Annotated in this window: 1 protein-coding gene; it reads right to left on the reverse strand. The window is 39.5% G+C overall.

Annotation, left to right across the window (positions count from 1 at the left end):
• Positions 1-428, reverse strand: a 428-nt coding sequence (locus tag FE392_RS21165; RefSeq protein ID WP_319932034.1) for an IS66 family transposase zinc-finger binding domain-containing protein, incomplete at both ends; no start/stop codon positions are given.

Below are 428 nucleotides of genomic sequence, written 5' to 3' on the forward strand. Positions count from 1 at the left end.
ACTGATAGAATGCCCAAAACAATCTTGAAAGAATTCTTTCGTTCGTTTCAAAGAAAGACACTGATAATGCGTTAAATAGGGAATCAGTCTTTTTATATTTGGACCATATTGAACAGGACGAGAGACAGTAGAAGGAAACTGGGATTCTTGGATAGAATGGCAATGTGGGCACTCTTTTTGTTCCACTTTATGTTCTGTTACTTCTATTAGAATAGGTGGTAAATCATACACTTGGCGAATGCGGTATCCTTTTACAGGTTCATGTTTTAAGGACGTGTGACAACAAGTACAATGCGTAGGAGAATAGGTAATCGTATGGTCAGGAGTCGTTGTCAAATGAAGTGTATGTCCTTTGTGGCCCAACTGGCCACCGGTTTGACGCTGGGATGATTTTCGCAAACTTTTTGTAATAGGCTTACGAAAACCAT

Source organism: Xenorhabdus santafensis, from assembly GCF_033949405.1.
GTDB classification, from domain to species: domain Bacteria; phylum Pseudomonadota; class Gammaproteobacteria; order Enterobacterales; family Enterobacteriaceae; genus Xenorhabdus; species Xenorhabdus santafensis.